This is a genomic window from Streptomyces sp. GbtcB7 (assembly GCF_019091445.1).
Taxonomy (GTDB): domain Bacteria; phylum Actinomycetota; class Actinomycetes; order Streptomycetales; family Streptomycetaceae; genus Streptomyces; species Streptomyces mirabilis.
In genome coordinates, this window is sequence record NZ_JAGXJM010000034.1 from 22,751 (window position 1) to 48,131 (window position 25,381).

The following is a 25,381-nucleotide window of genomic DNA, read 5'->3' on the forward strand; positions in this document are numbered from 1 at the left end:
AATCCCCTTCCGTCGCAGGAGCGTGTCCTCGCCGTGCGTATCGCAGTCACCGGCTCCATCGCCACTGACCACCTCATGACCTTCCCCGGCCGTTTCGCCGACCAGTTCGTCGCGGACCAGCTGCACACGGTCTCCCTGTCCTTCCTGGTCGACAACCTCGACGTACGCCGGGGTGGCGTCGGCGCGAACATCGCCTTCGGCATGGGACAGCTGGGCACCCGGCCGATCCTGGTCGGGGCCGCGGGCTCCGACTTCGACGAGTACCGGGCGTGGCTCGACCGCCACGGCGTCGACACCGACTCGGTCCGGATCTCCGAGGTGCTGCACACCGCGCGCTTCGTGTGCACCACGGACTCCGACCACAACCAGATCGGCTCCTTCTACACGGGCGCGATGAGCGAGGCCCGGCTGATCGAGCTCAAGTCGGTCGCGGACCGGGTCGGCGGCCTCGACCTCGTCCTGATCGGCGCCGACGACCCGGAGGCGATGCTCCGCCACACGGAGGAGTGCCGCTCCCGCACGATCGCCTTCGCCGCCGACTTCTCGCAGCAGATCGCCCGTATGAACGGCGACGAGATCCGGATACTGCTGGACGGGGCGACCTACCTCTTCTCCAACGAGTACGAGAAGGGGCTCATCGAGTCCAAGACCGGCTGGAGCGACGAGGAGATCCTGTCGAAGGTCGGTCACCGTGTGACGACCCTCGGCGCACGGGGCGTGCGCATCGAGCGGGCCGGTGAGGACCCGATCGAGGTCGGCTGCCCGGACGAGGAGCGCAAGGCGGACCCGACGGGCGTCGGCGACGCGTTCCGCGCCGGTTTCCTCTCCGGCCTCGCCTGGGGAGTCTCCCTGGAGCGCGCCGCCCAGGTCGGCTGCATGCTCGCGACGCTGGTCATCGAGACGGTCGGCACCCAGGAGTACCAGCTCCGCCGCGCCCACTTCATGGACCGCTTCACCAAGGCGTACGGCGACGACGCGGCCCTCGAGGTCAGGGCCCACCTGGCCTGATCACCGAGGTCAGGGCCCACCTGGACTGATCAGGACACTCCTCCGGCCGACCGTCTAGGACACCCGGCGGACCACATAGGCGAAGCCGTGGTCCGCCGGCTCCTCCCCGACGTACTCCTGCCCCCGCATCTCGCACCACGCCGGGATGTCCAGCCGGGCGGCCTCGTCGTCCGAGAGGACGCGAACCGTGCCGCCCACCGGCACGTCCCCGATGACCTTGGCCAGTTCGATGACCGGGATGGGGCAGAGCTTGCCGAGGGAGTCCACCACGAGCGCGTCGGAGTCGGAGGGGGACGGGGAGGGTGGCGCCGACGCCGTCGGGGCGCCGAGTTTCTCGCGTACGTCCGCGACCGCGTCCGGCAGCACCGACAGGAACCGGTCGACGTCCTCGGACGGCGTACCCGGTGGCAGCGAGACCCGGACGTTGCCCTCGCTCAGGACGCCCATCGCCTTCAGGACATGGCTCGGGGTCAGCGTGCTGCTCGTGCAGGAGGAGCCGGAGGAGACGGAGAAACCCGCCCGGTCCAGTTCGTGCAGGAGCGTCTCCCCGTCGACGTACAGGCAGGAGAAGGTGACGATCCCCGGGAGACGGTGAACCGCGTCCCCGACCACCTCGACGTCCGGGACCAGTTCGGGCACCCGTACGCGGATCCGTTCCGTCAGTTCCCGCAGGCGCGCGGCCTCCGCGACCGCCTCCGCCCGTACCGCGCGCAGCGACGCCGCCGCGGCCACGACGGCCGGGATGTTCTCGAAGCCCGCCGCCCGCCCCGACTCCCGCTCGTCCACGGGCCCTTGGGGAGCGAACCGCACCCCCTTGCGCACGACGAGCAGTCCGACCCCCGAAGGGCCGCCCCATTTGTGAGCACTTGCCGTCAGCAGGGACCAGTCGCCCTCCACCCGGCGCCAGGGCAGTGACTGCGCCGCGTCCACCAACAGCGGCACCCCCGCCGCCCGGCACGCCTCCGCGACCTCCCGCACCGGCTGCTCCGTGCCCACCTCGTGGTTGGCGGACTGGAGGCACGCGAGCGCGGTGTCGGGGCGCAGGGCGGCGGCGTAGGAAGAAGGGGAGACGGTGCCCGCGCGGTCGACCGGCACCGTCGTCACCGAGCCGCCCGCCGCCTCGTGGACCTCCGCCGAATGGAGTACCGACGAGTGTTCGACAGCTGACACGATCAGGTGGCGTCCGGCGCGCCGGCGGCCCGCCAACGCACCCTCGATCCCGGAGTGCACCGCCCGGGTGCCGGACGAGGTGAAGGTCAGCTCGTCCGGACGGCACCCCACCGCCTCGGCCGCCGCCTCGCGCGCCGCGTCGAGCAACAGCCGGGCCCGCCGCCCCTCCCGGTAGAGCCGCGCGGGATCGGCCCACCCCTCGTCGAGCGAGGCCTGCAGGGCCTGCCGGGCGACGGGATGGAGAGGAGCAGCGGAAGCAGCATCGAAGTAGGCCACACCCCAACGCTAAAGCCCCGCTCACACCAGCGCCCCAAAGGGGCGCGAGGAACGGCGCGACAAGCCACAACGAGCCCGCAGCCGCCGAAGGACCTGGTCGACCGGGCTATGAGGCACCCGAACCCCCCGTCAGAAAGCGACCCAGGGCGGGGCATCCCACCCCTTCAGAGTGACCCGCGGCGCGTTGGGCACCCTCCCCGCGCGACCCCAAATAGCGTCCAGTAGGGTTTGGTCCGCATAAACATCCAAACCCCTGCCCGACGCAGGGCGGCGACCGACCAGCGAGAAGGCCGCAGCCGACCGCGCGGGCGAGACTCTCGGGAAGGCGCTACGTGAGTCCCAACGGCTCCGACCGCTCGCCGCGGCGCCCGATGCGGCGGAAGCTGCTGCAGGCACTGACTGCGGGCCTGGTCCTGGCGACCGCCACCGGTTGCACATACAAGGACTTCCCCCGCCTTGGTATGCCCACCCCGACCACAGAAGAGGGTCCGCGGATCCTCTCCCTGTGGCAGGGGTCCTGGGCGGCCGCGCTCGCCGTTGGCGTGCTGGTGTGGGGCCTGATCCTGTGGAGTGTGTTCTTCCACCGGCGCAGCCGCACCAAGGTCGAAGTTCCTCCGCAGACCCGGTACAACATGCCCATCGAGGCGCTGTACACGGTAGTCCCGCTCATCATCGTCTCGGTGCTGTTCTACTTCACCGCCCGCGACGAGACGAAGCTCCTCAGCCTCAAGACGAAGCCCGACGTCACGGTCAACGTGGTCGGCTATCAGTGGAGCTGGGGCTTCAACTACATCGAGGACGTTCCCGGTGTCACCGGCAACGCCAAGATCGACCCGAACCTGGCCGCGATTCCGGACCGGTTCAAGAAGGACTTCCCGGCGAACGCCGGCGGTGTCTACGAGGTCGGTACGCCGGGTGAGCGGAACCCGCAGACGGGCAACCCCGGTCCGACCCTCTGGCTGCCCAAGGGCAAGACGGTCCGCTTCGTCCTCACTTCGCGTGACGTCATCCACTCCTTCTGGGTGGTGCCGTTCCTGATGAAGATGGACGTCATCCCGGGCCACACCAACTCCTTCCAGGTGACCCCCAACAAGGAGGGCACCTTCCTGGGCAAGTGCGCCGAGCTGTGCGGCGTCGACCACTCCCGGATGCTCTTCAACGTGAAGGTCGTCTCCCCCGAGCGCTACGAGGCCCACCTCAAGCAGCTCGCGGCGCAGGGACAGACCGGTTACGTCCCGGCCGGCATTGAGCAGACGGGCCACGAGAAGAACCGGGAGACGAACAACCTGTGAGCATCCTCAACGAACCTCAGGGTGCCGGGGCAGCCGAAGACTCGTACGAGAACGAGCTGCCGGTGCGGCGCAAGCAGCCGGGCAACGTCGTGATCAAGTGGCTCACCACCACTGACCACAAGACGATCGGCACGCTCTACCTCGTCACGTCGTTCGCGTTCTTCTGCATCGGTGGCGTCATGGCGCTGCTGATGCGCGCCGAACTGGCTCGCCCCGGCACGCAGATCATGTCGAACGAGCAGTTCAACCAGGCGTTCACGATGCACGGCACGATCATGCTGCTGATGTTCGCGACGCCGCTGTTCGCCGGCTTCACGAACTGGATCATGCCGCTGCAGATCGGCGCGCCCGACGTGGCGTTCCCGCGGCTGAACATGTTCGCCTACTGGCTCTACCTGTTCGGCTCGCTCATCGCGGTCGGTGGCTTCCTCACCCCGCAGGGCGCGGCCGACTTCGGCTGGTTCGCCTACAGCCCGCTGTCGGACGCGGTCCGCTCGCCGGGTGTCGGCGCCGACATGTGGATCATGGGTCTGGCCTTCTCCGGCTTCGGCACGATCCTCGGTGCGGTCAACTTCATCACGACCATCATCTGCATGCGCGCTCCCGGCATGACGATGTTCCGCATGCCGATCTTCGTGTGGAACGTGCTGCTCACCGCGGTGCTGGTGCTGCTGGCCTTCCCCGTGCTCGCGGCGGCGCTGTTCGCGCTGGAGGCGGACCGAAAATTCGGTGCGCATGTGTTCGACGCCGCCAACGGCGGAGCCTTGCTATGGCAACACCTCTTCTGGTTCTTCGGCCATCCAGAGGTGTACATCATCGCTCTACCATTCTTCGGCATCATCTCCGAAGTCATCCCGGTGTTCTCCCGCAAGCCGATGTTCGGCTACATGGGCCTGATCGCCGCGACGATCTCCATCGCCGGTCTGTCCGTGACCGTGTGGGCGCACCACATGTACGTCACCGGTGGCGTACTGCTCCCGTTCTTCTCCTTCATGACGTTCCTCATCGCCGTACCGACAGGCGTGAAGTTCTTCAACTGGATCGGAACGATGTGGAAGGGGTCCTTGAGTTTCGAGACCCCGATGCTCTGGGCGGTCGGCTTCCTGATCACCTTCACCTTCGGTGGTCTGACCGGTGTCATCCTGGCCTCGCCGCCGATGGACTTCCACGTCTCGGACTCGTACTTCGTGGTGGCGCACTTCCACTACGTGATCTTCGGTACGGTCGTGTTCGCGATGTTCTCCGGATTCCACTTCTGGTGGCCGAAGTTCACCGGCAAGATGCTCGACGAGCGCCTCGGGAAGATCACCTTCTGGACGCTGTTCGTGGGCTTCCACGGCACGTTCCTGGTGCAGCACTGGCTGGGTGTCGAGGGCATGCCGCGTCGCTACGCGGACTACCTCGCCGCCGACGGCTTCACCGCGCTGAACACGATCTCGACGATCAGCTCGTTCCTGCTCGGCCTGTCGATCCTGCCGTTCTTCTACAACGTGTGGAAGACCGCCAAGTACGGCAAGAAGGTCGAGGTCGACGACCCGTGGGGCTACGGCCGCTCGCTGGAGTGGGCCACGTCCTGCCCGCCGCCGCGCCACAACTTCCTCACGTTGCCGCGGATCCGTTCCGAATCCCCGGCCTTCGACCTGCACCACCCGGAGATCGCCGCTCTCGACCAGCTCGAGAACGCCGGTCACGGTGAGAAGGCCCTCGCTGGTGGCAAGGAGGCCGGCAAGTGAAGGTCCAAGGCAAGATGTTCCTCTGGCTGGCTGCCTTCATCCTCGTCATCGCCATCGTCTATGGCGTGTGGTCGAAGGAGCCGGCCGGCACCACGGCGCTCTTCCTGGCCTTCGGCCTGAGCGTGATGATCGGCTACTACCTGGCCTTCACGGCCCGGCGGGTCGACCAGCTGGCGCAGGACAACGACGAGGCCGATGTCGCGGACGAGGCCGGCGAGGTGGGCTTCTTCAGCCCGCACAGCTGGCAGCCGCTCGCGCTCGGTGTCGGCGGTGCGATCGCCTTCATGGCCGTCGTCTTCGGCTGGTGGCTGCTGTACTTCGGGTTCCCGCTCATCCTGATCGGCCTGTGGGGCTGGGTCTTCGAGTACTACCACGGTGAGAACCGCACCCAGTAGCACGGACGCGGTCCCGTAGCGATCGCTGGACACCCCGGAAGCCCGGATTCTCCTGATGGAGAGTCCGGGCTTCCTCTTTTGCCGCACGGCACATCCCCCACACGGCTCACTCGCCGCGCCATGGTTGACGGGTGTTCATAGCGTGAGTCCATGAATCACGCACCGCGAATCCGCACGGTCGTCAGCCGCACCACGCTGGTGGTCGCCCTCGGCGCGGCCGCCGCTGCCTGCGGCGGAAGCGGCCACCCGCTCTCCGCCAGGCCGTACGACGCGGCGGGTCAGCTCTCCTTCACCGACGTGGTCGGCGACAGCCGCAAGGTCGACCCGGACAAGCCCCTGGAAATCACCTCCAAGGGCGACGACGAGCGCATCACCGATGTGACGGCCGTCGACGCGTCGGGGCGCTATGTGGCGGGCGAACTCGCCGCCGACGGCTCCCGATGGCACAGCACCTCACCACTGGCCGCGGGCGCCCACTACACGGTGCATGTGAGCACGGAGGACGAGGACGGCGCCCCCGGCCGCCAGATCGTCGACTTCGAGACCACCGCGCCCACCACGAACAAGCCCCTGGGCGTGACCCTGGGGCCCGCCTCGGGCGAGTACGGCGTCGGTCAGCCCATCACCGCCGAACTCAGTGCCCCGGTCAAGGACAAGGCCGCTCGCGCGATCGTCGAGGGCGCCCTGAAGGTCGACTCCGTGCCCGCCGTGGAGGGCGCCTGGCACTGGGTGGACGACAAGACGCTGCACTACCGCCCCAAGGAGTACTGGCCCATCCACGCCACCATCCAGGCCCACAGCAACCTCAAGGGCATCAAGGTCGCCGACCGGCTCTGGGGCGGCGACGCGAAGCCCCTGACGCTCACCACCGGGGACCGCTTCGTCGCCGTCACGGACGCCGCCGCGCACTCCATGACGATCTACAAGAACGACCAGGTGATCAACCAGATCCCCGTCACCACCGGCAAGCCGGGCTACGAGACCCGCAACGGCGTCAAGGTCGTACTGAGCAAGGAGCCCTACGTACGCATGCGCGGTACCACCGTCGGCATCGCCGAGGGCAGCGCGGACTCCTACGACCTGCCCGTCTACTGGGCGACCCGGGTCACCTGGAGCGGCGAGTACGTGCACGCCGCGCCCTGGTCGGTGGGGGAGCAGGGGTCCGCCAACGTCAGCCACGGCTGCACCGGGATGAGCACCAGCAACGCCGAGTGGTTCTTCAAGAACGTCCGACCGGGCGACATCGTGAAGGTCCAGAACTCCAACGGCGACGCGATGACCCCGTTCAACAACGGCTTCGGCGACTGGAACGTCGCCTGGAAGGACTGGCGCAACGGCAGCGCCCTGACAGCGGGCACCCCGGAGGGCCCGAAGCCGACGGACCGGGCCCGCCTGCGCCCCGAGTCCGTGTGACCCAGACCCCCGCCACCGCGCCCCGAAAGGGGCGCGGGACTGTGTTCTTCTGCGGCTCCGCGCTCTCAGGCGCCCTGCAAAGCCTTACGACGCAGCAGCGAGGCCAACGCGGAGGCGAACTCGACCGGATCCACCGGAAGGGTCACCGCCGCGTCCGCACGGCTCCACGTGGCCAGCCAGGCGTCCTGAGGCCGCCCGATGAGCACCAACACGGGCGGACAGTTGAAGATCTCGTCCTTGATCTGCCGGCAGACGCCCATGCCGCCCATCGGCACCGCCTCGCCGTCCAGCACACAGACGTCGATCCCGCCCTTGTCCAGCTCCGTCAGGACGGCGGCGGGCGTGGCGCACTCGATGAACTCGACCTGGGGGACGTCGGGGGCCGGTCTGCGGCCGGTCGCCAGCCGCACCTGCCCCCGGGTGTTGGAGTCGTCGCTGTAGACCAGCACCGTGGCGGTCGGCTGCATTGTTCCTCCACGCATCTAAGAAGCACGGCATTGCTCGGGAACTCCTGGTACCGATGGCGCGGATGCTACCCCCTCGAACACCCCGTCAACACCGGTTCGGACAGGGCTTCGATGGGCCATACGGGCTGGACACACCCCATCAACACCCCGAACGGCACCCCCGGGCGTGAGGGCGGGATAAGCGACCGACATAATGTCGGTCGTGGCGACAGCAACGACAGTAGAAACCGGGCACGCGCACCCGTCGGTCAATCGACCGAACCTCACCAGCGTCGGAACCATCATCTGGCTGAGTTCCGAGCTGATGTTCTTCGCGGCCCTCTTCGCGATGTACTTCACCCTGCGATCGGTGACCGGACCGGACCACTGGAAGGAGATGGCGAGCCATCTCAACTTCCCGTTCTCGGCCTCGAACACCACGATCCTGGTGCTCTCCTCCCTGACCTGCCAGCTCGGCGTGTTCGCCGCCGAGCGCGGGGACGTGAAGAAGCTCCGGATGTGGTTCACCGTCACGTTCGTGATGGGTGCGATCTTCATCGGCGGTCAGATCTTCGAGTACACCGAGCTGGTCAAGAAGGACGGGCTCTCGCTCTCCTCCGACCCGTACGGCTCGGTGTTCTACCTGACCACCGGTTTCCACGGCATGCACGTGACGGGTGGACTCATCGCCTTCCTGTTTGTCCTCGGTCGCACCTACGCGGCCAAGAGGTTCACTCACGAGCAGGCAACCGCAGCCATCGTCGTGTCCTACTACTGGCACTTCGTCGATGTCGTCTGGATCGGCCTCTTCGCCACGATCTACATGATCAAGTAACCGGGCGGCGTCCGCGGCGAACCGATCGCACGCGGCGAACCGATCCATTTCCAGAAGCATCGACGCAGAAGATCCTGACACCGGGGTAATCCGTGAAAAAGCTCTCCGCACGACGACGCCATCCGCTGGCGGCGGTCGTCGTCCTACTCCTCGCGCTGGCGGCCACCGGGGGGCTGTACGCCGCGTTCGCACCCGCGAGCAAGGCGCAGGCCGATACGACCGCCCAGTCCCTTGCCATCGACGAGGGCAAGAAGCTCTACTCCGTGGGCTGCGCCAGCTGCCACGGAACCGGCGGTCAGGGGTCCTCCGACGGGCCGAGCCTGGTGGGTGTGGGCGCCGCGGCGGTCGACTTCCAGGTCGGCACCGGCCGTATGCCGGCCCAGCAGCCGGGCGCTCAGATCCCGAAGAAGAAGGTCATCTACTCGCAGGCCGAGATCGACCAGCTCGCGGCGTACATCGCCTCGCTGGGCGCTGGTCCCACGGTGCCTACGAAGAGCCAGGTCAGCCCCGAGGGCGCGGACATCGCCAAGGGCGGCGAGCTCTTCCGTACGAACTGCGCGCAGTGCCACAACTTCACCGGCAAGGGCGGCGCGCTGACGCACGGCAAGTTCGCGCCGAGCCTTGAGGGTGTCGACCCCAAGCACATCTACGAGGCCATGCAGACGGGCCCGCAGAACATGCCGTCCTTCCCCGACACCACGCTGTCGGAGAAGAACAAGAAGGACATCATCGCGTACCTCAACGCGGTCAACGGTGACGACACCGAGAGCCCCGGCGGTCTGGAGCTGGGCGGCCTCGGGCCGGTCAGTGAAGGCCTCTTCGGCTGGATCTTCGGTCTTGGCGCCCTGGTCGCCGTCGCCGTCTGGGTCGCCGCTCGGACCGCAAAGGCCAAGAAGTCATGAGTAGCCAAGACATTCCAGAAGAGAACCTGCCCGCTGAGCAGGTCGACGAGCACGGTCACGGCGCGGTAGCCCTCGCGGACGAGACCAACCCGTTCGCGGACCCGGGCCTGCCGCCCCACGAGCACCGCATCCAGGACATCGACGAGCGGGCCGCCAAGCGGTCCGAGCGCGTCGTCGCCATGCTGTTCACGTTGTCGATGCTGGCCACCGTCGGCTTCATCGCCTCGTACGTGGCGATCCCGAGGGACAAGTCGATCTTCGTCTTCCCGCTCGGGCACATCAGCGCGCTGAACTTCGCGCTGGGGATGACCCTCGGTGTGGCGCTGTTCGCGATCGGCGCGGGCGCGGTCCACTGGGCCCGCACCCTGATGTCCGACGTGGAGATCGCCGACCAGCGTCACCCGATCGAGGCGGAGCCCGAGGTCAAGGCCAAGGTCCTGGCCGACTTCAAGCAGGGCGCCAAGGAGTCCGCGCTCGGCCGCCGCAAGCTGATCCGCAACACGATGTTCGGCGCGCTGGCCCTGTTCCCGCTCTCCGGCGTCATGCTGCTGCGCGACCTGGGCCCGCTGCCCGGCACCAAGCTGCGCCACACGCTCTGGTCCAAGGGCAAGCTGCTCGTCAACATGAACACGAACGAGCCGCTGCGCGCCTCCGACGTCGCCGTCGGCTCGCTCACCTTCGCCAAGCCCGAGGGCCTGGAGGAGCACGACGAGGACTTCCAGCTCCAGATCGCCAAGGCGGCCCTGATGATCGTCCGGCTCCAGCCGGAGAACATCAAGGACAAGCGTGAGCTCGCCTGGTCGCACGAGGGCATCGTGGCGTACTCGAAGATCTGCACCCACGTCGGTTGCCCGATCTCCCTGTACGAGCAGCAGACGCACCACGTGCTCTGCCCCTGCCACCAGTCCACCTTCGACCTCTCCGACGGTGCCCGAGTGATCTTCGGCCCGGCCGGTCACGCCCTGCCGCAGCTGCGCATCGGTGTGAACGAACAGGGCTACCTCGAAGCGCTCGGCGACTTCGAAGAGCCCGTCGGTCCTGCCTTCTGGGAGCGCGGATGAGCACTACCACCACTTCCGGCTCGCGCCCCTCGCGCGAGAAGGCTCCGGCCGGCGAGAAAGTCGCCGACTGGGCCGATGGACGGCTCGGGATCTACTCCCTGGCCAAGTCCAACATGCGCAAGATCTTCCCCGACCACTGGTCGTTCATGTTGGGTGAGATCTGCCTCTACAGCTTCATCATCATCATCCTCACGGGTGTGTACCTGACGCTGTTCTTCCACCCGTCGATGAACGAGGTCACGTACCACGGCAGCTACGTCCCCCTGCAGGGACAGCTGATGTCCGAGGCGTTCAACTCGACCATGCACATCTCCTTCGAGGTGCGCGGTGGTCTGCTGGTCCGGCAGATCCACCACTGGGCGGCGCTGATCTTCCTCGCCGGCATGTTCGTGCACATGATGCGCGTGTTCTTCACGGGTGCGTTCCGCAAGCCGCGTGAGATCAACTGGCTGTTCGGCTTCCTGCTGTTCGTCCTGGGCATGTTCACCGGCTTCACCGGTTACTCGCTCCCGGACGACCTGCTCTCCGGCACCGGTGTCCGCTTCATGGAGGGCGCGGTCCTGTCCGTGCCGATCGTCGGCACGTACCTGGCGTTCTTCCTCTTCGGCGGCCAGTTCCCGGGCGGCGACTTCGTCGCGCGGTTCTACTCGGTCCACATCCTGCTGCTGCCGGGCATCATGCTCGGCCTGGTGGTCGGCCACCTGATCCTGGTCTTCTACCACAAGCACACGCAGTTCGCGGGCCCCGGAAAGACGAACAACAACGTCGTCGGCATGCCGCTGCTGCCGGTCTACATGGCCAAGGCCGGAGGCTTCTTCTTCCTGGTCTTCGGTGTCATCGCGGCCATCTCGGCGATCGCCTCGATCAACCCGATCTGGTCCATGGGCCCCTACCGTCCGGACATGGTGTCCACGGGCGCCCAGCCCGACTGGTACATGGGCTTCTCCGAGGGCCTGATCCGAGTCATGCCGGGCTGGGAGATCAACGTCTGGGGTCACACGCTCGTGCTGGGTGTGTTCATCCCGCTGGTGATCTTCCCGCTGGTCCTGGTCGCGATCGCGGTCTACCCGTTCATCGAGTCCTGGGTCACCGGCGACAAGCGTGAGCACCACATCCTGGACCGCCCGCGCAACGTCCCGACCCGGACCGCGTTCGGCGCCGCCTGGATCAGCTGGTACTTCGTCCTGCTCGTCGGTGGTGGTAACGACATCTGGGCCACGCACTTCCACCTGTCGATCAACTCGATCACCTGGTTCGTGCGCATCGGCTTCTTCGTCGTGCCGGTCATCGTGTTCGTCATCACCAAGCGGGTCTGCCTCGGCCTCCAGCGCCGCGACAAGGACAAGGTGCTGCACGGCCGCGAGTCGGGCATCATCAAGCGCCTGCCGCACGGTGAGTTCATCGAGGTGCACGAGCCGCTCAGCCAGGACGCCCTGCACACGCTCACCGCGCACGAGCAGTACCAGCCCGCCCAGATCGGCGCGACGGTCGACGAGAACGGTGTCGAGCGCAAGGTGAAGGGCTCGGAGAGGCTGCGTTCCAAGCTCAGCGAGGGCTTCTACGGGGAGGACAGCCAGATCCCGAAGCCCACGGTCGAGGAGTACAAGGAGATCACGAGCGGCCACGGCCACCACTGATCCTCCGACCGGTTGACCGGTCTTCACTGATCGCCACGGCGAGAGCCTCCGTCCATTGCCTGGACGGGGGCTCTTTGCCGTCTCCGGGCCTGGATAGGGTGTTCCCATCTACACAAGGCGTCCCTTTGCCGGGACGACGGACCCAGGAGCGGCTTATGAGCGCTGTGAACCCCGCTGGAGGCGACACCGCGGCGGGCCGTTCCTGGCCCGTGGTGCTGAACGGCCTGCTCGAGGGTCGCGACCAGAGCGCGGACGACACGGCCTGGGTGATGGACCGGATCATGAGCGGCGAGGCGACGGACGCGCAGATCGCCGGGTTCGCGGTGGCGCTGCGGGCCAAGGGCGAGACGGTCGAGGAGATCTCCGGTCTCGTCCGGACGATGTACGAGCACGCCAATGTGATCGAGGTGCCGGGGGACACCGTCGACATCGTCGGTACGGGCGGTGACGGCGCGAAGACGGTGAACATCTCCACGATGTCGTCGATCGTCGTGGCCGGGACCGGCGCCAAGGTCGTCAAGCACGGCAACCGGGCGGCGTCCTCCGCGTCCGGTGCCTCGGACGTCCTGGAGAAGCTCGGCGTCAATCTGGACCTGACGACGAAGCGGGTGGCCGAGGTCGCGGAGGAGGCGGGGATCACCTTCTGCTTCGCGGTGAAGTTCCACCCGGCGCTGCGTCATGTCGCGGCGGCGCGAGGGCAGTTGGGGATCCGGACCACGTTCAACGTGCTGGGTCCGCTGACGAACCCGGCGCGGGTGAAGGCACAGGCCGTCGGAGTCGCGGACCTGCGCATGGCGCCGATCGTGGCGGGCGTGTTCGCCGAGCGCGGCAACTCCTCGCTCGTCTTCCGCGGCGACGACGGCCTGGACGAGCTGACCACCACCGCGACGTCCCGGGTCTGGATCGTCCGCGACGGCAAGGTCACCGAGGAGCGCTTCGACCCGCGTGACGTCGGCCTCGAACTCGTCCCCGTGGAGGCCCTGCGCGGCGCCGACGCGTCCTACAACGCGGACGTCGCCCGTCGCCTGCTCAACGGCGAGACGGGGCCGGTACGGGACGCTGTGCTGCTGAACTCCGCGGCGGCCCTCGTCGCCCTGTCCCCGACCGACGCGCCGCTCGCGGACCAGCTCCGCGCCGGGATGGCGAAGGCGGCGGAGGCGATCGACTCGGGGGCGGCGAAGCGAACGCTGGAACGCTGGGTGGCTGCGAGCCAGTCGTAGCTTGGTAGTTCGTCTGCGGGCCGGTGAGGGTTGCCCGCGCAGTCCCCCGCGCCCCTGAAGGGGCGCGGGGAACTGCGCGATCTTCTGGGGGTCTGGGGGCGGAGCCCCCAGGTAGGAATGGGACGGGTAGGGGCGGCGGGGGCGAGGAAACGTGGCGCCGCCTCCCACTCGGCGTCCCGGTATACGGACGCCGGGTTGCGGGTGGAAGATCTTGTGGCAGGATGCCGTATCAGGTCATGAGCGACAGCCATCAGGCCCCGGCCGGCTGTCCGGCAACCCTCCGTCCGTGGCGGGGTGCCCCGGGTGAGGACCAGGCCGTAGGCAGCGAGGTCTACGGCAAGCGCGGACCCCTCGAGAATCCCAGGGGTCCTGGTCGTTCGAGGGAGCCTTCTGTGAGCAAGCGAATGCGATAGGGCGTAGAGCCCCGCCTCCGCACACCCCTTTTGCCTTTCCTCCCTGCGCCGAGCCGTGCAGCCGCACACCCGTACCCCCGTGCACCCGGCCCGCGCAGCGATTCCGCCTGCCTCTCACAGGAGCTCGCCATGTCTGTCTCCACCGCTGCCGCCGACCAGACCGTTTGTGCCCCTCTGCCCGTTCTGGGCCGAGATGTCACCGTCCCGATCGTGACCGGCGGTGAGGTCACCTACGCCGCGCTCGACTACGCCGCCAGCGCCCCCGCCCTCCAGCGGGTGTGGGACGACGTCGCCGCGTACGCCCCGTACTACGGCAGCGTGCACCGCGGCGCCGGGTACCTCTCCCAGCTGTCCACCGACCTCTTCGAGAACGCCCGCAGGACCGTCGCGGAGTTCCTCGACTGCCGGGGCGACGACCAGGTCGTCTTCACCCGCTCCACCACCGACTCCCTCAACCTGCTCGCCGCCACCCTTCCGGCCGGCTGCCAGGTGTTCGTCTTCGAGACGGAACACCACGCCTCGCTGCTGCCGTGGAAGGACGCCCAGGTCACCTACCTCAACGCGCCTCGCACCCCGCAGGAGGCCGTCACGGCCCTGGAGCGGGCCCTCGCCGCCCGCGACCCCCACGGCCCGGCCCTCGTCTGCGTCACCGGCGCCTCGAACGTCACCGGCGAGCTGTGGCCGGTGCGCGAGCTGGCCGCCGCCGCGCACGCGCACGGTGCCCGGATCGTCCTGGACGCCGCCCAGCTCGCCCCACACCACCCGGTGTCGGTGCGGGACCTCGACGTCGACTGGGTCGCCTTCTCCGGGCACAAGCTGTACGCGCCGTTCGGCTCCGGCGTGCTCGCGGGCCGCGCCGACTGGCTGCGCGAGGCCGAGCCGTATCTCGCGGGCGGCGGCGCCAGCCGCAAGGTCACGCGGCGGGTGGACGGCGGCGTGGACGTGGAGTGGCACGAGAGCGCGGCCCGGCATGAGGCCGGTTCGCCGAACGTGATCGGCGCCTACTCCATCGCCTCCGCCTGCAAGGCGCTGACCGAGGCCGGTTTCGACAGGCTCGTCGCCCGCGAGGAGCAGCTGATCGGGGCCGTCCGCGCCGGTCTGGCCGAGCTGCCCGAGGTCCGCGTCCTGTCGCTCTTCGGCGACGACGCCCCGCGCGTCGGCGTCATCTCGTTCGTCGTCGAGGGCTGGAACAGCTCGCACTTCGCGGCCGCGCTGTCCGCCGAGTACGGGATCGGGGTGCGGGACGGTCTCTTCTGCGCCCACCCGCTGGTGCGGACGCTGCTGGGCAGCGATCCGCAGACGCAGGGGGAGTGCGGGGCGCCCGAGGCGGCGCCCGGGGAGAAGTCCCTCAACGCGATCCGCGTCAGCTTCGGGGCCGGTACGCCCGACGAGCATGTGGAGCGGTTCGTGCGCGCGGTGAAGGAACTGGTGCGGAACGGGGCGAAGTGGAACTACCGCACGGAGGGCGGCCGCTGCGTCCCGGCGGTCTGAGACTGGCTCGGGGATGCGTGGGGGCTCCGCCCCCAGGCCCCGTGGTCCTTCGGCTGCCCGCCGGTGGGGGCCGGCCGCGCAGTTCCCCGCGCCCCTGGTGCGTGGCCCTAGCTGTCGAGGCCGATGGCGAACGCCGCCTCCAGGTCGTGCTGGGAGTACGTCCGGAACGCGACGTGGGTGTCCGTCCCCTCGACGCCGGGGATCTTGCTGATCTTGCCGGGGATGACGTCCGCCAGGTCGTCGTGGGCCTTCACCCGGACCATGGCGATCAGGTCGTACGTACCGGTGACGGAGAAGACCTCGCTGACACTGTCCAGCGCGGCGATCGACTCGGCGATCTCGGGGATCCGGTCCACGCTGGTCTTGATGAGCACGATCGCGGTGATCACGGCTGGTTTTCTCCCTCGGGGGCTGCTGCTGGGGTTTTCACTCTAGTCGGCCGCCCGAACCGCACCCACGCGTAGGCGAACCCCAGCGAGAAGCCCACCAGGTGGGCCAGATAGGCGACCCCGGGGCCCGAGGGGCTGCGGCCCGCCGCCAGCCATTGCAGGGTCACCCAGAAGGGCAGCACGACCCAGGCGGGGAAGCGCAGAGGCAGGAAGAAGAGGAACGGGAAGAGACTGGTCACCCGGGCCCTGGGGAACAGGTACAGGAACGCTCCGAGGACCGCGGAGATCGCCCCCGAGGCGCCGACCAGGGTCTGCTCGGAGCCGGAGTTGGCGATCGCGTAACCCAGCAGGGCGAGGTAGCCGCAGACCACGTAGAAGACGGCGAACTGGACGTGGCCCATGCGTTCCTCGGTCATCGCTCCGAAAACGTAGAAGAAGAGCATGTTTCCCAGGAGGTGGAGCCAGCTGCCGTGGATGAACAGGGCCGTGGCCGGGGTGAGCCAGGCGCTCGGGGTCCCGTCGAAGAGCTCGGCGGGGATCACGCCCCAGCGCCGGAAGTAGGCCCGCTGGGCGACCACCAGCGCGTCCCCGGTGCCGAACGACGGATTGAGTCCCGAGGCGGGACCGATCAGGAAGATCAGGCAGCACAGGAAGATCAGCCCGTACGTCACCGGCGCGGACTGACCGCGCATCGTCCTGCCGACCGCCGTACCCCAGGTGCTGATCATGGGACAGAGCATGACGTAACCGGACCGAGGCGCGCAGAATGCCTCGCCGCCATGGACGGCCGAGCGTCGAGTACCCGCCAGGCCGTAGGGTAACGAGCCACACGCGCCGGAGACCGGCGCTGGACGGACACTAGAAGGAAAGCGACTGCCACATGACGGTTCCCCTCCCGACCGCCGAGACTCGCTGGCGCTGCACGCTCTGCGGCAACCTCACGCGATTCGACGTGACCCGCTCGTCCAAGGTCGTCGAGTATGTGCACCTCGACCTGGCCGGTGAGCCGAACGTCGAGGAGCGCAAGGTGGTCAGTGAGACCATCGAGTCGGTGCGCTGTCGGTGGTGCAACGCGGTGGACCAGGTGGAACTGGTGGACAGGCCGGGCGCCGGCTCCTGAGGGAGCGGGCCCCGCACAGGCATTGGGGTGACGGATGGTGGAGACCACAGGCGGGGAGCCGGACGACGGCGCCGCTGAGGTGCTCGACCGTCCGCTGCCCGACGGGGTGCGCCGGCGGGTCGTACAGATCGTGTCGGACAGCTTCGGCGGGCTGACCGTTGCCGAACTGCCCGCCCAATTGCGGCAGTATGCACGGTTCGCCCCCAACCGGCGCGCGAAGTTCGCCGGCAACGCCATGGCCGCCGCGCTGGAGACCGATCCGTTGTTCCGCCAGCGTATCGCCGAGAAGCTCAGAGAGGCGCAGCCGGAGCTCGCCGGCGCCCTCGACTCGGGCGCGCCGCCGCCGGCCGCGGATCCGCTGGACGTGGCGGCCGCGGCCTATGTGCTGCGCCCCACGGGCTGGGTGAAGCTGGTGACCGCCGCGGGCGAGGAGGCCCTGCGGGCGGACGCCGAGCGCGCGGACGAGGAGAGCCGGGCGGAGCTGGAGCGGCTGCGCGAGGAGCTCGCGCAGGCACGTGGTCAGACCAAGGCCGAAACCGAGCGGTTGCGCATGGAGTTGGAGTCCGCGAAGAGAGAAGCGGAATCGCTTCACCGCAAGTTGCGCGGCGCCCTCAGCGACGTCAAGCGGGGCGAGGCCGCGCTGCGCAAGCTGCAGGGCGAGATGGACACCGCGCGGGCGGACGGGCAGGCCCAGGTGTCGGCAGCCGAGAGCGAGACCCGGCGGCTCAAGGCGCGGCTCTCGGAGGCCGAGGCGGCCCTGGAGGCCACCCGCAAGGCGGCGCGCGAGGGTCGCAGCGTCGAGGACATGCGCGTACGGCTGTTGCTCGACACCGTGCTGGAGGCGACCCAGGGGCTGCGCCGGGAGCTCGCGCTGCCGCCCGTGTCCGTACGGCCGGCGGAGACCGTGGACGCGGTCGAACCGGGGCGCATGACGCCCAAGGACATCGCGGCCCGTGCCCTGTCCGAAAATGATCCCGCGATCCTCGACCAGCTGCTCGCGCTGCCGCAGGCGCATCTCGTCGTCGACGGCTACAACGTCACCAAGACCGGCTATCCGCAGATGCCGCTGGAGAAGCAGCGGCTCAGGCTGCTGGGGCAGCTCTCGCAGCTCGCCGCGCAGACCGGGGCCGAGGTGACGTGCGTCTTCGACGGGGCCGAGCTGGCGGCGCCCGTGCTGCTCGCGCCGCCGCGCGGGGTGCGGGTGCTGTTCTCCAAAGCGGGTGTCACGGCGGACGAGTTGATCCGCCAGCTGGTGCGCGCCGAGCCGCCGGGACGGCCCGTCATCGTGGTCTCCACCGACCGTGAGGTGGCCGACGGGATCGCCAAGGCCGGCGCTCGTCCGGTGGCTTCCGTGGTGCTTCTCAAGCGCTTTTCGCGCGGCTGAAACAGTCGTCGGCGATCTGCGCCGCATGTCCCAAAGGGCCCGTACGTCCCATCCGTAACATCCAGGCGTTGTGCCCGAATTGGCGAAACCTTCACGCAACGTAGCGTCAGCCCCACATCACTGCACGTGAGTTGAGTGCAAAGAATGCGCTGGGTGACTAAGAATTTTCAGGTTTGGATTTGAACTGATCACAGGAAGGTCACTAGGGTCTGGGCTCGAACCTCCACTCGGGTGATCACTCATTGGGAGTGACGGTGGGGGGACACCGCCCGTCGGCGTCTCGGCAGGCGGCTGGAGGAAGAAGGAGCTCGCCTTCGTGGCGTCCCACCGTCGACCCAAGCAGCCGAGCCGCACCCGTGTGACCGTGCTCACCACCGCCGCAGCCGCTGCCGTTGTCCTCAGCGCCAACGCCGCCAACGCCGCGCCCAGCGAGAAGCTGAGCAAGGACGAGGTCAAGAGCAAGGTCGACAAGCTTTACGAGGAGACCGAGCAGGCCACCGAGAAGCTCGACGGGGCCAAGGAGAAGCAGGACAAGCTGGAGAAGGAAATCAGCACCCTGCAGGACAACGTGGCCCGCGGCCAGGACGAGCTCAACGCCCTGCGCGACGGGCTCGGTTCGATGGCCAGCGCCCAGTACCGCACCGGCGGCATCGACCCCTCCGTGGCGCTGTTCCTCTCCTCGAACCCGGACGACTACCTGGACAAGGCGTCCGCGATGGACCAGCTGAGCAGTCAGCAGGTCGAGGCGCTGAAGAAGGTCCAGGAGAAGCAGCGTTCGCTCGCCCAGCAGCGGCAGGAAGCCTCCGCGAAGCTCAAGGACCTCGCCGACACCCGTACGGAACTGGCCAAGCAGAAGAAGACGGTCCAGACCAAGCTCGCCGCGGCGCAGAAGCTCCTCAACTCCCTGACGGCCAAGGAGAAGGCGGCTCTCGACGCGCAGCAGTCCCGCGCCACCCGCGCCAGCGAGCGCACCGTTCTCAGCGACCCCGGTACGCCCGCGTCCGGGCGCGCCGGTGCCGCGTTCTCCGCCGGACAGACCAAGATCGGCTCGCCGTACGTCTACGGCGCCTCCGGCCCCAGCTCCTTCGACTGCTCGGGCTTCACCTCGTGGTCGTACGCCCAGGCCGGTGTCTCCATCCCGCGCACCTCGGAGTCGCAGGCGACCATCGGCACCCGCATCTACTCGCAGAGCGATCTGCAGGTCGGCGACCTGGTCTTCTTCTTCGGCGACCTGCACCACGTCGGCCTCTACGCGGGCAACGGCCAGGTGCTGCACGCCCCGCGCACCGGAACCGTCGTGCGCTACGAGTCGATGAGCACCATCGGTGGAGCCTTCCAGTTCGGCGTCCGGGTCTGATCCGGCTCGCCGAACCCTCCGAGATCCTTTCGAGGTCCCCTCGGTATGCCGCCCGAACGGGCGAATCGCGGTAACTCCCGCTGACCCCGCGCCCCGTCGGTGACCTGCGTCTCCGGCGGGGCGCCGCGTTGTGCGCCCCTGGAGTTTTTTGGCCGGTGCGTAGTCGCACGGCTACTGTCTGGCGCGTTTCCCCCAACTCCGGGGGACCGTCAGCGGAAGGGAGAGCGGCTACTCGTGGGGTCCCATCGCCGCCGTCCACCGTCCGGGTTCGACCGGGGCGTCAGCGCCGCGGGCATCGCCGGCATCGCCGTGACCGTGATGTCCGTCGCGGCCGCCGCCCTCGGGGCCGTACCGGCCGCCGCAGCACCGAAGGACGACACCCGGGCCGAGGTGGACCGCCTGTACACCCAGGCGGAGAAGGCAACCGAGGCGTTCAACAAGGCCGACGAGCGCACGGGAGTCCTGCGCGAAGAGGTGAGCACGGCACAGGACCGCATCGCCCGGCAGCAGGAGCGCATCAACACCATGCGGGACGCGCTCGGTTCGCTCGCCGGGGCCCAGTACCGCGCGGGCGGCCTCGACCCCTCCCTGGCGCTGCTCTTCTCCGACAACCCCGCCGAGTACCTCGACAAGGCCGCCGCGCTCGACCGGATCAACGCCCACCAGGCGGGCGAACTCAAGGACCTCCAGCTCGCCATGCGCGACCTCGCCCAGGAGCGCGAGGAGGCGACCGCCGAACTCGCCGAGCTGGAGAAGAGCACCAAGGCCGTCGCCCAGCACAAGCGGACCGTCGAACGGAAACTCGCCAAGGCGCGCATACTGCTCAACTCGCTGCCGTCCGCCGAGCGCGCCGCCTACGACCGGTCCTCCCGCTCCGGACGCTCCGACCTGCCCGAACCCGGCAGTGCCACGCCCGCCTCGGGGCGCGCCGCCGCCGCCCTCGCCGCGGCCCGTTCCGCACTCGGCCGCCCCTACATGTGGGGCGCCAACGGGCCCGGCGGATTCGACTGTTCGGGCCTCATGCAGTGGTCGTACCGGCAGGCGGGCGTCGGTCTGCCGCGCACCTCCCAGGAACAGCGCTACGCCGGACGGCAGGTGCCGCTCTCCCAGGCGCAGCCCGGCGACCTCGTCACCTACCGCTCCGACGCGAGCCATGTCGCGATGTACGTGGGCAACGGCCAGGTGATCCACGCGCCCTACCCGGGTGCGCCGGTGCGCTACGACCCGGTGGGCATGATGCCCATCTCGTCCGTGACGCGGGTCTGACCCCCGCGCCCGGGCGCCGTACGATCGGGAACGTGGCTGGTCGAAGGCGTGCGTCGCGAGCGGGGTGCTCCCTGGTGCTGCTGCTCGCCGTGCTGGTGGGCTGTGGCGGCAAGCCGTCCCCGGACACCGCGTCCGCCGATGTGCAGCGGGTCCTCGACCGGCGGGCGGCCGCGGTCCTGGACCGGAACGAGTCGGCGTACCGGGCCACGGAGGAACCGTCCGGCTCGACCGCGGAGTTCACCCGGCTGCGCGCGGTCCCGCTGGCCGCCTGGTCGTACCGCCTGACGGACCTGCACCGCTCCGGCGACCGCGCCACCGCGGGCGCCGAGCTGCGCTACCGCATCGAGGGATACGACAGGGCGCCCGTCACGGCGGCCCGCACCCTGCGCCTGGTCCGCGAGGGCGGGACCTGGCGGGTCGCCTCCGACGTGCCCGCCGAGCGGGCCACTCAGCAGCTGTGGGAGCAGGGGGCGGTGACGGTGGTACGGGGCGCGCACAGCCTCGTCCTGGGGGTCGGGCAGTCCGGTGAGCGGCTGCGGGCGTACGCCGGCCTCGCGGACCGCGCCGTGCCCGCCGTGACGGACGCCTGGGGCGCGGACTGGTCGGGGCACGTCGTCGTTGTCGTACCCAAGTCGCTGGAGGGCATGGCGGGGCTGCTCGGGGCGCCCGCGTCCGGGTACCGGGGGATCGCGGCGGTCACGACGGGAGAGGCGGGCGGGACGGCCAGGGCGCCCGCGGACCGGATCATCGTCAACCCCGATGCGTACGGCCTCCTCGGCGACTTCGGCAAGCAGGTCGTGCTCACCCACGAGACGACGCACGTGGCCACCCGCGCCCACACCACCGCCGCCACACCCCTGTGGCTCTCCGAGGGCTTCGCGGACTGGGTCGGCTACCGCGGCAGCGACCGTACGGCGACGCAGGCGGCGCCGGAGCTGGAGCGGGCGGTGCTGGACGGGCACGTACCGGCCGCGCTGCCGGACGACAAGGACTTCGGGTTCGCCGGGGACGCGGCGCGGCTGGCGCGGGCGTACGAGGGCGGCTGGATGGCCTGCAGGCTGATCGCCGACCACTGGGGCGAGGTCCGGCTGAACGAGTTCTACCGGGCCGTCGGCGACCACAAGAAGCGGGCGGGGGCCGTCGAGGGCGCGCTGCGGGACGTCCTGCACACGACGCCGGAGAAGTTCACGCAGCAGTGGCAGGCGTACCTGAAGGCGCAGCTCGGCTGAATCGGCTCGCCTGAATCAGCTCGGCTGAATCAGTCCGTCTCCGTGTCCAGTCGGGCGATGGCCTCGGCGAGCCACTCCCGCTCCGCCTCGCCCGTCGCCCGCGCCACCCGCAACATCCCCTGCCGGAACAGGTCGCCGGCCTCCTCCGCCCGTACGGGCTCGCCGTCCCGGTAGAAGAAGCTCGCGGGCGTCAGAAGGAACTCCTGGCGGCGGCGCAGGACCGCGGCCTGCTCCCGCGGGTCCGGGAGGTGGCGCAGGAACGCCAGCAGGGTGTTGAAGCGGACGTGGTCGGTGATCTCGGCCTGCTTGGGGTGGCGCAGCCGCTCCAGGAGGTCCGCACGGCCCTTCTCGGTGAGCGACAGGATGCGACGCGGGGCGGCGCCGCTGCCGGGCTCCGTGTGCTGGTCCAGCTGTCCTGCGGCCACCAGGCGGGTGATCGCCGGGTAGAGCGCGCCGTCGCTGACCGGGCGGACATGGCCGCTGAGCGCCTTGATGCGCTCCTTCAACTCATAGCCGTGCAAGGGCTCTTCGAACAGAAATCCGAGGATCGACAGCTCCAGCATGCGGGGCGCTCCTTGCTTGCGGGTGCCGGACGCCCATGATACCTCTTATCGAGCTACCTCTAAACGAGGTAGCTCGATAAGAGGTAATCAAGGGAAATCAAGGGAATCGAGGAACTCATCGGTGAACGCCCACCGGAAGCAGCTCATATCGCTCGCCCACCCCGTGTACCTCTCCCTGCTCGCCTCCGTCGCCGCCGGGATCATCAACACCGTCTGGGTCTCCCGGCTCGGCGGTCCCGCCGTGGCCGCCGTCGCCGTCGCGACCAACACCGAGAACGTGCTCCTCGGCGTCGCCCTGGTCTTCGCCTCCGGCACGACCGTCCTCGTCGCCCACGCCAGAGGGGCCCGGGACCCGGGCGCGCTCCGGGCGGCCGTACGCGGCGGAGGGGCCCTGTGCGCGGTCGTGACGCCCGTGGTCGCCGTGGGCGGATACCTGCTGCGCGAGCCGCTGGCCCGGCTGGTCCTGGGCGGCGACGGGCGCGCCCTCGCCCTGGCGGTCGCCTACTTCGGGATCTCCCTGCCGGGCATCGCCGTCTTCTTCGCGCAGAACCTCGTCGACGGCATCCTGAAGGGCGCCGGTGACACCCGCACCCCGATGCGCCTCGCCCTGCTGGCCAACGGGCTGATTCTCGGCCTCGACCCGCTGCTCATCCACGCGTACGGCGTCCGGGGCGCCGCCGCCTCCACGGTCCTGTGCCGCTGCGTGGCCCTCGCCGCCGGCCTGCGCGCCCTGCGCCGCAACGCGCCGCTGCGCGAGGCCGCGGCCGTCCGCCCCGCCGAGCCCACCGGCCCCGCGCTGCGCCGCACCCTGCGGACCGGACTGCCCATGTCCGCCGACTTCACCGTGCGCCAGGGCGGGGCGCTGGTCCTGGTCGCGATCGTGGCCCGGCTCGGGGTGACGGCCGTGGCCGCGTACTCCATCGCGTACAAGGTCATGTACGTCGCGACCATGGCCTTCTACGCGGTGCGGCAGGCCGCCTCGATCCACACCGCGCACACCCGGGGCACCGGCCGGGACGAGCGGGGCGCGATCGGGCGGCAGGCGGTGATCGTCTCCGGGGCGGTGGGCCTGGTGGCAGCCGCCCTGCTCGGCGCGTTCGCCCCCTGGATCATGCGGGCCTTCGGAGCCGGGGACGCGGTCGCCCACGACGGCGTGCTGTTCCTGCGCTGCGTCGGCCCGTACCTGCTGCTGATGGCCTGCTTCATCGCGCTGGGCGGGGTCTTCGAGGGGAGCGGGGGAGCCCCGTTGTTGCTGCGGGTGACACTGCTCGGCACCGCGGTCCAGCTGCCCCTGGCGTACGCCCTGTCGGGGCTCGGACTGCCCGGGATCTGCCTGGCGCTGGCGCTGTCCATGGCGGTGCAGTGCACGGCCGTCGGACTGCTTCTCGCCCGCGCCCGCCGCCGTCAGGAGGAGCTCAGGCGCTCCTTGCTGCGGGTGGCCTGAGCGGGCAGGGTCGGGGCCGGGTCGGACACCGTGCTCCACCACAGTTCGAGGGCGGCGAGCAGGGCCGCGACCACCAGCAGGCCGTTGCGCAGGAAGAGCAGGGTGATGCCCAGCCGGTCGCTGCCCACGACGTGCGAGAACCAGATCGGGAACTCCAGGACGGTCACGAAGCACGCGGCCAGCACCAGCCCGACCGGCAGGGTCATCCGGCTGCCCCGGAAGCACAGGCAGACCGCGCCGATCCCGACCAGCCACACCATGTACTGCGGGCTGATGACCCGGCTGGTGGCCGTGAACATCAGCACCGCCACGAACGCGGCGTCGGCGAGCGTGTGCGGCTGGAAGCGCTGGACGCGCAGCCGCCACAGCAGCAGCCACGCGAAGGCGATCGCGGTGAGCGCCAGGGCCAGCCTGCTCACCACGTCGACGTACGGGCCGAGGAACTCCACCGAGCCGTAGTTGAGCAGCACCTGACCGTCCCAGCCGAAGTGCCGGCCCACATGGAAGACGAGGGAGCCCAGCGACTCGACCTCGGTGCCCCGGTCGCGCTGGAAGGTCAGGAAGGAGAAGGCGCCGGGCATCGACAGCCCGAACAACACCGCGATCCCGCCCGCGGTCACCGCCGCCGCGGCCCACGCGCGCCGCTTCACGGCCCCCAGGAGCAGGAGCGCCGGCCACACCTTCACCAGCGCTCCGAAGCCCACGAGAGCGCCCATCACCCGGGGATGGCGGGCGCCCGCGAGGAGCGCCGCGACCGCCACGGCCGTCACCATCACGTCGTAGCGGGCGTAGACGGTCGGTCCGAGCAGCGGGACGCCGATCACCCACACCCAGGCGCCGCGCAGCGTCTTGCCGGGGCGCCGGCCGGCGTAGTGGAGCAGCGCGTACACCACCACGTCGGCGACGAAGGCCAGCAGGAAGAAGGCGTGCGCGTAGTCGAGGAAGGGCAGCAGCCCGGGGGAGAGGATCGCGAGCGCGGCGGCCGGCGGGTACTGCCAGGTCACGTCGTCGAGCGGGAAGGTGCCGGTGCGCAGGATCTCGTACCAGCCCTGATAGATGACCGAGACGTCACTCGTGACGTCCGGTCCCGGGAAGACGAACACCTTGAAGACGAAGAGCAGAAGCAGAAGCCTGGTCAGGCCCCAGGTTCCCAGCAACGCGTACGGAAACCCCGCCCCCCGTGTGCCCTTCATGCTCACCTGACTCTCGTTCGTCGGCTGTCTGTGCGGTGGTGCGGTGGTGACATAGTGCGGTGGTGCGGTTGTGCGGAAACATGATGACGTGCGGGGCTGTGCGAGGCCCATGAAGCGCGGCCGTACGGAGCTGTGACCACCGGT

At 69.4% G+C, this 25,381-nt stretch carries 23 protein-coding genes and 1 riboswitch; of the genes, 17 read left to right on the plus strand and 6 right to left on the minus strand.

Going from position 1 to position 25,381, the window contains the following annotated elements; genetic code table 11:
• The first annotated feature begins 33 nt into the window (after window positions 1–33).
• A complete protein-coding gene (locus KVT44_RS41240) occupies window positions 34–1,008 on the plus strand; it encodes a carbohydrate kinase family protein (RefSeq protein ID WP_099923078.1) in 975 nt (324 codons plus the stop codon).
• A gap of 54 nt (window positions 1,009–1,062) precedes the next feature.
• On the opposite strand, the gene KVT44_RS41245 is transcribed toward KVT44_RS41240, so the two are convergent.
• A complete protein-coding gene (locus KVT44_RS41245; protein WP_217573006.1) occupies window positions 1,063–2,454 on the minus strand; it encodes a cysteine desulfurase/sulfurtransferase TusA family protein in 1,392 nt (463 codons plus the stop codon).
• Between the two features lie 332 nt (window positions 2,455–2,786).
• On the opposite strand from KVT44_RS41245, the gene coxB reads away from it, so the two are divergent.
• The 4 genes from coxB (at window position 2,787) to KVT44_RS41265 (ending at window position 7,287) form a co-directional block, all read left to right on the plus strand.
• The gene (coxB, locus tag KVT44_RS41250; RefSeq protein ID WP_099923080.1) at window positions 2,787–3,746 is read left to right on the plus strand and encodes a cytochrome c oxidase subunit II; all 960 of its coding nucleotides are present in this window, start codon (window positions 2,787–2,789) and stop codon (window positions 3,744–3,746) included.
• Complete coding sequence (gene ctaD / locus KVT44_RS41255) at window positions 3,743–5,479, plus strand: cytochrome c oxidase subunit I (protein WP_054231556.1); 1,737 nt, start codon at window positions 3,743–3,745, stop codon at window positions 5,477–5,479. Before coxB ends, ctaD begins: the two co-directional genes overlap by 4 nt.
• Window positions 5,476–5,874, plus strand: a complete 399-nt coding sequence (locus KVT44_RS41260; protein WP_054231555.1) for a cytochrome c oxidase subunit 4 — start codon at window positions 5,476–5,478, stop codon at window positions 5,872–5,874. Before ctaD ends, KVT44_RS41260 begins: the two co-directional genes overlap by 4 nt.
• 150 nt (window positions 5,875–6,024) lie before the next feature.
• Window positions 6,025–7,287: an Ig-like domain-containing protein gene (locus tag KVT44_RS41265; RefSeq protein WP_099923081.1), complete on the plus strand. Its 1,263-nt coding sequence runs from the start codon at window positions 6,025–6,027 to the stop codon at window positions 7,285–7,287.
• A gap of 65 nt (window positions 7,288–7,352) precedes the next feature.
• Here the strand turns inward: KVT44_RS41265 and KVT44_RS41270 are convergent, their stop codons facing one another.
• Entirely contained in the window at window positions 7,353–7,754 is a 402-nt protein-coding gene (locus KVT44_RS41270; protein ID WP_067363572.1) for a response regulator transcription factor, read from the minus strand.
• A 193-nt stretch (window positions 7,755–7,947) separates the two neighbouring features.
• Between KVT44_RS41270 and KVT44_RS41275 the strand changes: the two genes are divergently transcribed.
• The 6 genes from KVT44_RS41275 (at window position 7,948) to KVT44_RS41300 (ending at window position 15,292) form a co-directional block, all read left to right on the plus strand.
• Entirely contained in the window at window positions 7,948–8,568 is a 621-nt protein-coding gene (locus tag KVT44_RS41275; protein ID WP_054231552.1) for a heme-copper oxidase subunit III, read from the plus strand.
• A 92-nt stretch (window positions 8,569–8,660) separates the two neighbouring features.
• The gene (locus KVT44_RS41280) at window positions 8,661–9,470 is read left to right on the plus strand and encodes a c-type cytochrome (RefSeq protein WP_060902038.1); all 810 of its coding nucleotides are present in this window, start codon (window positions 8,661–8,663) and stop codon (window positions 9,468–9,470) included.
• The gene (locus tag KVT44_RS41285; protein WP_099923082.1) at window positions 9,467–10,531 is read left to right on the plus strand and encodes a ubiquinol-cytochrome c reductase iron-sulfur subunit; all 1,065 of its coding nucleotides are present in this window, start codon (window positions 9,467–9,469) and stop codon (window positions 10,529–10,531) included. The genes KVT44_RS41280 and KVT44_RS41285 overlap by 4 nt, the downstream gene beginning before the upstream one ends.
• Window positions 10,528–12,168: a cytochrome bc complex cytochrome b subunit gene (locus KVT44_RS41290; RefSeq protein ID WP_217573008.1), complete on the plus strand. Its 1,641-nt coding sequence runs from the start codon at window positions 10,528–10,530 to the stop codon at window positions 12,166–12,168. The genes KVT44_RS41285 and KVT44_RS41290 overlap by 4 nt, the downstream gene beginning before the upstream one ends.
• 155 nt (window positions 12,169–12,323) lie before the next feature.
• Window positions 12,324–13,388, plus strand: coding sequence for an anthranilate phosphoribosyltransferase (trpD, locus tag KVT44_RS41295; RefSeq protein WP_217573010.1), 1,065 nt, complete (start codon window positions 12,324–12,326; stop codon window positions 13,386–13,388).
• A gap of 232 nt (window positions 13,389–13,620) precedes the next feature.
• A riboswitch (SAM riboswitch) is annotated at window positions 13,621–13,737 on the plus strand.
• Window positions 13,738–13,930: 193 nt separating this feature from the next.
• The gene (locus KVT44_RS41300; protein ID WP_217573012.1) at window positions 13,931–15,292 is read left to right on the plus strand and encodes an aminotransferase class V-fold PLP-dependent enzyme; all 1,362 of its coding nucleotides are present in this window, start codon (window positions 13,931–13,933) and stop codon (window positions 15,290–15,292) included.
• A gap of 107 nt (window positions 15,293–15,399) precedes the next feature.
• On the opposite strand, the gene KVT44_RS41305 is transcribed toward KVT44_RS41300, so the two are convergent.
• Together KVT44_RS41305 and KVT44_RS41310 are read right to left on the minus strand one after the other, a co-directional pair.
• Window positions 15,400–15,681 (minus strand): Lrp/AsnC family transcriptional regulator, encoded by a 282-nt coding sequence (locus KVT44_RS41305; RefSeq protein WP_054231546.1) that lies wholly within the window; start codon window positions 15,679–15,681, stop codon window positions 15,400–15,402.
• Entirely contained in the window at window positions 15,678–16,409 is a 732-nt protein-coding gene (locus KVT44_RS41310) for a rhomboid family intramembrane serine protease (protein ID WP_099925728.1), read from the minus strand. Before KVT44_RS41310 ends, KVT44_RS41305 begins: the two co-directional genes overlap by 4 nt.
• 152 nt (window positions 16,410–16,561) lie before the next feature.
• Here KVT44_RS41310 and KVT44_RS41315 point away from each other — a divergent pair, with 152 nt between their 5' ends.
• The 5 genes from KVT44_RS41315 to KVT44_RS41335 all read left to right on the plus strand — a co-directional run bounded on the left by KVT44_RS41315 (window position 16,562) and on the right by KVT44_RS41335 (window position 22,037).
• Window positions 16,562–16,801 (plus strand): hypothetical protein, encoded by a 240-nt coding sequence (locus tag KVT44_RS41315; RefSeq protein WP_054231545.1) that lies wholly within the window; start codon window positions 16,562–16,564, stop codon window positions 16,799–16,801.
• A gap of 34 nt (window positions 16,802–16,835) precedes the next feature.
• A complete protein-coding gene (locus KVT44_RS41320; protein WP_217573014.1) occupies window positions 16,836–18,185 on the plus strand; it encodes an NYN domain-containing protein in 1,350 nt (449 codons plus the stop codon).
• A 316-nt stretch (window positions 18,186–18,501) separates the two neighbouring features.
• Complete coding sequence (locus KVT44_RS41325) at window positions 18,502–19,542, plus strand: NlpC/P60 family protein (protein WP_099923086.1); 1,041 nt, start codon at window positions 18,502–18,504, stop codon at window positions 19,540–19,542.
• A gap of 234 nt (window positions 19,543–19,776) precedes the next feature.
• Entirely contained in the window at window positions 19,777–20,808 is a 1,032-nt protein-coding gene (locus KVT44_RS41330) for an NlpC/P60 family protein (RefSeq protein WP_217573016.1), read from the plus strand.
• Window positions 20,809–20,840: 32 nt separating this feature from the next.
• Window positions 20,841–22,037, plus strand: a complete 1,197-nt coding sequence (locus tag KVT44_RS41335) for a hypothetical protein (protein ID WP_217573018.1) — start codon at window positions 20,841–20,843, stop codon at window positions 22,035–22,037.
• Window positions 22,038–22,066: 29 nt separating this feature from the next.
• Here the strand turns inward: KVT44_RS41335 and KVT44_RS41340 are convergent, their stop codons facing one another.
• The gene (locus KVT44_RS41340; RefSeq protein WP_190170152.1) at window positions 22,067–22,600 is read right to left on the minus strand and encodes a PadR family transcriptional regulator; all 534 of its coding nucleotides are present in this window, start codon (window positions 22,598–22,600) and stop codon (window positions 22,067–22,069) included.
• A 121-nt stretch (window positions 22,601–22,721) separates the two neighbouring features.
• On the opposite strand from KVT44_RS41340, the gene KVT44_RS41345 reads away from it, so the two are divergent.
• A complete protein-coding gene (locus tag KVT44_RS41345) occupies window positions 22,722–24,044 on the plus strand; it encodes an MATE family efflux transporter (RefSeq protein WP_217573020.1) in 1,323 nt (440 codons plus the stop codon).
• Here the strand turns inward: KVT44_RS41345 and KVT44_RS41350 are convergent.
• Entirely contained in the window at window positions 24,005–25,237 is a 1,233-nt protein-coding gene (locus KVT44_RS41350; RefSeq protein WP_190170154.1) for a glycosyltransferase family 87 protein, read from the minus strand. The genes KVT44_RS41345 and KVT44_RS41350 overlap by 40 nt on opposite strands.
• Window positions 25,238–25,381: the final 144 nt, after the last annotated feature.

Coding starts and splice junctions, on each gene's coding strand:
- KVT44_RS41265 (WP_099923081.1), top strand. CDS start 6,025: ATGAATCACGCACCGCGAATCCGCACGGTCGTCAGCCGCACCACGCTG.
- KVT44_RS41270 (WP_067363572.1), bottom strand. CDS start 7,754: ATGCAGCCGACCGCCACGGTGCTGGTCTACAGCGACGACTCCAACACC.
- KVT44_RS41275 (WP_054231552.1), top strand. CDS start 7,948: ATGTCGGTCGTGGCGACAGCAACGACAGTAGAAACCGGGCACGCGCAC.
- KVT44_RS41285 (WP_099923082.1), top strand. CDS start 9,467: ATGAGTAGCCAAGACATTCCAGAAGAGAACCTGCCCGCTGAGCAGGTC.
- KVT44_RS41290 (WP_217573008.1), top strand. CDS start 10,528: ATGAGCACTACCACCACTTCCGGCTCGCGCCCCTCGCGCGAGAAGGCT.
- trpD (WP_217573010.1), top strand. CDS start 12,324: ATGAGCGCTGTGAACCCCGCTGGAGGCGACACCGCGGCGGGCCGTTCC.
- KVT44_RS41300 (WP_217573012.1), top strand. CDS start 13,931: ATGTCTGTCTCCACCGCTGCCGCCGACCAGACCGTTTGTGCCCCTCTG.
- KVT44_RS41310 (WP_099925728.1), bottom strand. CDS start 16,409: ATGATCAGCACCTGGGGTACGGCGGTCGGCAGGACGATGCGCGGTCAG.
- KVT44_RS41315 (WP_054231545.1), top strand. CDS start 16,562: ATGACGGTTCCCCTCCCGACCGCCGAGACTCGCTGGCGCTGCACGCTC.
- KVT44_RS41320 (WP_217573014.1), top strand. CDS start 16,836: ATGGTGGAGACCACAGGCGGGGAGCCGGACGACGGCGCCGCTGAGGTG.
- KVT44_RS41340 (WP_190170152.1), bottom strand. CDS start 22,600: ATGCTGGAGCTGTCGATCCTCGGATTTCTGTTCGAAGAGCCCTTGCAC.
- KVT44_RS41350 (WP_190170154.1), bottom strand. CDS start 25,237: ATGAAGGGCACACGGGGGGCGGGGTTTCCGTACGCGTTGCTGGGAACC.